The organism is uncultured Thiodictyon sp., from assembly GCF_903828115.1.
Taxonomy (GTDB): domain Bacteria; phylum Pseudomonadota; class Gammaproteobacteria; order Chromatiales; family Chromatiaceae; genus Thiodictyon.
This window is the reverse complement of the sequence record NZ_CAIKKU010000302.1, coordinates 1-4,121: the sequence shown is the minus strand read 5'-3', so window position 1 is coordinate 4,121 and position 4,121 is coordinate 1. Positions and strand designations below refer to the sequence as shown.

Here is a 4,121-nt window from a genome sequence, read left to right as displayed (position 1 = left end):
CTTTCCTGCGCCGCGGAGGAAATCTGCCAGTGCCAATATTCTATCCCAAAAAGCGGGAAACTTTTACTCAGAAATCTCCTGAAGCCTTGGACTCCAGGGGCTTGGGCTACGGCGCTTGACTTGACGGCAGTGCTGCTTGCGCGTGGGAACGAGAAGGCCGCGGCGGCGATCAGCCGGCGCCCGCCGGTCTTGGCGGCGGGCAGGACACCGCTCTGGATCAGGTAGCGTACCTGGCGGACGGACTTGCCCAGACGGTCCGCGGCTTGTTCGAGGGTGAGTTGCATGGCAGGACTGACAGCCCGTGTCAGTGTGATTGACAGTGACACTTACACTGACAAAATGTCATTGCATTGTCAATCGTAAACGGACCGCTACGCGGTCCGTTGTAAAGAAAGGGTCAAAGGATCGAAGGGTCAAGGCTGGCGGGGCGCGGCCAGGACGCAGCGGAACCCGATGGTCTGGTACCGGAACCCGGGCACGTCCCAGATCCGGTTCGAGGAGCGCAGGACCCTGGCCACGCGGAAGAAGGCACCGCCGCGCAGCACGCGCGACGACCCGCCGTCGCCGCGGGCCACCGGGTCGGCCGGCGCCCCTTGGCGGTGACACTCGGCATAGAAGTCGTCGCGATAGGCGTCCAGGCACCACTCCCAGACATTGCCGGCCAGGTCCAGCACGCCGTCCGGGGTGCAATCGCCGGGGAAGATGCCGACCGGGGTCGCGTGCCCGACCTTGGTTTCGCCGTAATTGGCGCGCTGTGCGTTGGGCGGCTCGTTGCCCCAGGGATAGCGCCGGCCGGACTCGCCGCGGGCCGCGTATTCCCACTCCGCTTCGGTCGGCAGCCGCACCACGAGGCCCGGGGGTAACCAGAGGGTGCCCTTAGCGCCTTGGGGCCGGGCCAGCTTGTCGCTGAGCCAGGCGCAGAAGGCCATGGCCTGGTACCAGGAGCAATGGACCACCGGCCGGCTCGGATAGGCCCGCTGGGACTCCCAGTTATCGGGCTCAACGGCCTCGTCCGCCCCGCCGGCCTGCCACCAGCGGGGGTCGGCGTGGTCCTCATCGTCCAGAAACTCGGCAAACTCCTGGACGGTCACCGGGAAGCGGCTGATCCGGAAGCCGGCGAGGGTCACGCTGTGAACCGGGGCCTCGGCGTCGTCGGCCTCGGGGTCGTAGCCCGGCGCCGCCCGGTCCTGCTTCTGCGCACCCATCGCGAAGCGCCCGCCGGGCAGTTCCACCCAGCGCCCGGGTTGGGTCCACCCCAGCCGCGGGTCGCCCGCCTGGGCCAGCGCATCGGCGGCGGCGATGCGGTCCGCCAGCGGGATGGCCGGGGCCTGAACGGGGTCGAAGACGGCCAGGGCGGCGTCGAGGACCAGCGCATAGCGGGGGTCGGCGGGACGGTAGCCGAAGGGGCTGAGGTCCCGCACCAGTGCGCCCAGCAGACCGGCGGCGCGCGCCTGTCGGGCCAGCGTGGGGGTCGGTCCGAGCCGGTCGAGGACGGCGGCGATCAGGCACTCCACCTTGTCCTCGCCCTGCAGGTAGAGCACGCCGGCGAGCAGCAGGACGGTCTCGCGCCATTCCGGCCGATAGAGCGCGGCGCCGTTGTCGCCGGCAGCGGACAGGAGCAGCTCGGCACGCTCGGCGTCCGGTCGACCGGCCAGGGCCTGGGCGGCGAGGTATTCCTGGAAGGTCAGGTGCCAGAAGCGCAGTTGGTGGCCGCGGCGGACCAGGATGCCGCTGTCGATCTCCTCGGCGGCCAGGAAGCACTCGGCGCGCTCGATGGGGTCCCCGGCCGCGTCGCCGGCCTGGCCCCGGTCGCAACGGGGTGCGATGCGCTCGGCCGCCCAGCGGCGGGTGACCTGGACCTGGCGGCCCTTGGGGTCGGTCTGCATGGCGAGCGCCAACTCCGCCAGGAGCTGGCGGCAGCGCTGGGCGCGCTCCCGGCCGGGGCGCTGTTCGCGCGCCTCGATCAGCCAGCGGACGATGGACTCGTAGAGTTCGGCGCGCTGTTCGGGCAGGCGCTTGTCGTTCCAGTGTACGACGGCGAGCGCGGTCAGCATGACGGTGTTGCGGGCGAGTTGGCGGATCTCCCGGCGGGAGGCGAGCGCGGCGGCCAGTTCCCGGTGGTGGGCGGCGGCCCGGTCCGGGCGCTCGGGGAAGAGTGCGCGGCCCCAGCGGGCGAGGAAGCCGTCGATGGCGGCGGCGTCCAGGGCCTCGATGGGGTGTGGGTGAAACCGGCGAGCACGGCCTTGTCCTGATAGGCGGCCGGGCGGCTGGTGACGACCAGGGGGCAGCGCGGCCAGGCCTGGGCCAGGCGTTCGATGCGCCGCACGGCGCGCTCGCGCTGGAGCCGGTCGGGGGCCTCGTCCAGGCCGTCGAGCAGGATCAGGGCCTGGCCGTCGTCGAGCAGGCGGCGGAAGTCGTCCGTGCCGAGGGCCTGGTTGGCGTCGCCGGCGCGCGCGCCGAGATAGGCGGGGAGCCAGGCGGCGCCGTTGGGCAGGGTCGGGCCCGTCTTCTGGGCCTTGGTGCGCTCGATATAGTCGAGCCAGTCGGCGATGGGGATCAGGAGCGGCAGGCGCGGCCCGGCCTCGCCCGGATCGAGCCCGAGCCGGCGCGCGGCGGCCCCGGGGTCGCGCCCCAGCCGGTCCGCGGCCAGGCAGTGGGCGACCCAGCGTAGGAAGGTGGTCTTGCCGCAGCCGGGGTCGCCGACGATGACCAGGCGGGGATTGACCAGGGCCTCGCGCAGCAGGGTGGCGCGGGGGTGGGTGCGGGCCTCGCCGGTCTGGTCCGCCGCCGCGGCCCCGGTGCCGGTCGCCTGGAGTTCGATGTAAAGCTCCGCGATGGGGAAGCGGTGGGCCTCGGGGCGGCCGGTGACCAGGCCGCGGATGTCGATCGAGCCGGTGTCGGTGGCGAGGTCTTCCAGGTATTTGCGCGGGTCGGCGGGGGGCGGCGGCCGCTTGCCCGGCGCGGCGGCGGGCCGGTCGAGGTCGAACTCGGCGTGGCCGTCCGGGCACCCTGGTTGATTGCGGTCGGTCTGCCAGGCGCCTTGGACCCAGGCGCGCAAGTGCACCCTTACCCGCTTGGGGGCGTCGCGGCCGGGGGCCGCTCCGACGGGAGGGTCCGCGGAGAGTTCGATCCATTGGAAGGCGTTGGGATAGCGGCTGCCGTCATAGACGCAGCCGGCGGCCAGTTCCAGGCAGGCGCGGGCCGGGTCGGGCGAGAGCACGCGGAAGGCCTCGGTCTCGTGGCGGTGGCCGCGCAGGACCAGGTCGCGGTGCAGGTGGATGGTCTGGCGGGCCGCGCTGCCGTCGAAGGGGGCGAGATGGTCCCAGGGGTGGTGCAGCAGGGCGATCCGCCAATCGGCACCCGCGGCGGCGCGGACATCGACGGTCTGGTTGATCTGGTAATGGCTGAGCAAGAGGCGGCCATAGTCCTGGTCGTCACAGGCCATCCAGGCGGAGTCGAGCCCGGCGAGGTGCAGGCGTTGGCCGTGTATCTCGATGCTGCGCTGCCACCAGGGCAGGGCTTGCGGCGTCCCCAGCCAGGCGCCGTAGAAGGCGAGGTAGGCGGCGTGGCGTTTGAACAGCACCGCGCCCTGGTTGGGATCGGCCAGCACGGTGGCGATCTGGTCCTGATCCGCGGCGGCCAGCAGGCCTTGCTGGGCCATGCGGGCGATCAGGTCGACCTGGCGGCGGTCGGCGTCGTGATTGCCGGGGACCAGCAGCAGGCGCTCGCGCGGCAGTGGCCGCGCCGGGTCGGGCGCGAGGGCCGGCCACAGTTCATCCGTCAGCCAGTCCCAGGCGGTGCAGTGCGGCCGGTCGTCCGGCTGGCCCGGGTCGCGGCGGTACTCGTCCGCCTTGCCCGAGAAGGCCAGGTCGCCGGTGATGGCCACCAGGTCCGGCACCAGCCCTTGTCGGACCTCGGCGGCGATGAAGCGGGCCAGGTCGCGCAGCACCGGGTCCGCGTCCCAGGCGCGGTCGGCGCGAAAGTGCAGGTCCGAGAGGTGCAGGATGCGGATGGGATCGTCTGGATTGTGCCGGGTCACGCGGGGGTCCGTCCTTTGGGGTTGATTGGCACCCATCCTAAGCAATGGGGCGGGCGGATGGCAACGGCGGGTGCCTGCCGGG

3 protein-coding genes are annotated in these 4,121 nt (G+C 72.2%); all 3 read right to left on the bottom strand.

All coding sequences use genetic code 11. The features are described 5' to 3' along the window. A partial coding sequence (locus QZY48_RS11125; RefSeq protein WP_295430926.1) for a helix-turn-helix domain-containing protein occupies window positions 1–284 on the bottom strand: 284 nt, incomplete at its 3' end. A gap of 129 nt (window positions 285–413) precedes the next feature. Continuing rightward, window positions 414–2,054 (bottom strand): SUMF1/EgtB/PvdO family nonheme iron enzyme, encoded by a 1,641-nt coding sequence (locus tag QZY48_RS11120; RefSeq protein ID WP_295430925.1) that lies wholly within the window; start codon window positions 2,052–2,054, stop codon window positions 414–416. Next, the gene (locus QZY48_RS11115) at window positions 2,048–4,039 is read right to left on the bottom strand and encodes a metallophosphoesterase (RefSeq protein ID WP_295430924.1); all 1,992 of its coding nucleotides are present in this window, start codon (window positions 4,037–4,039) and stop codon (window positions 2,048–2,050) included. The genes QZY48_RS11120 and QZY48_RS11115 overlap by 7 nt, the downstream gene beginning before the upstream one ends. Window positions 4,040–4,121 lie beyond the last annotated feature (82 nt).

Coding starts and splice junctions, on each gene's coding strand:
- QZY48_RS11120 (WP_295430925.1), bottom strand. CDS start 2,054: ATGCTGACCGCGCTCGCCGTCGTACACTGGAACGACAAGCGCCTGCCC.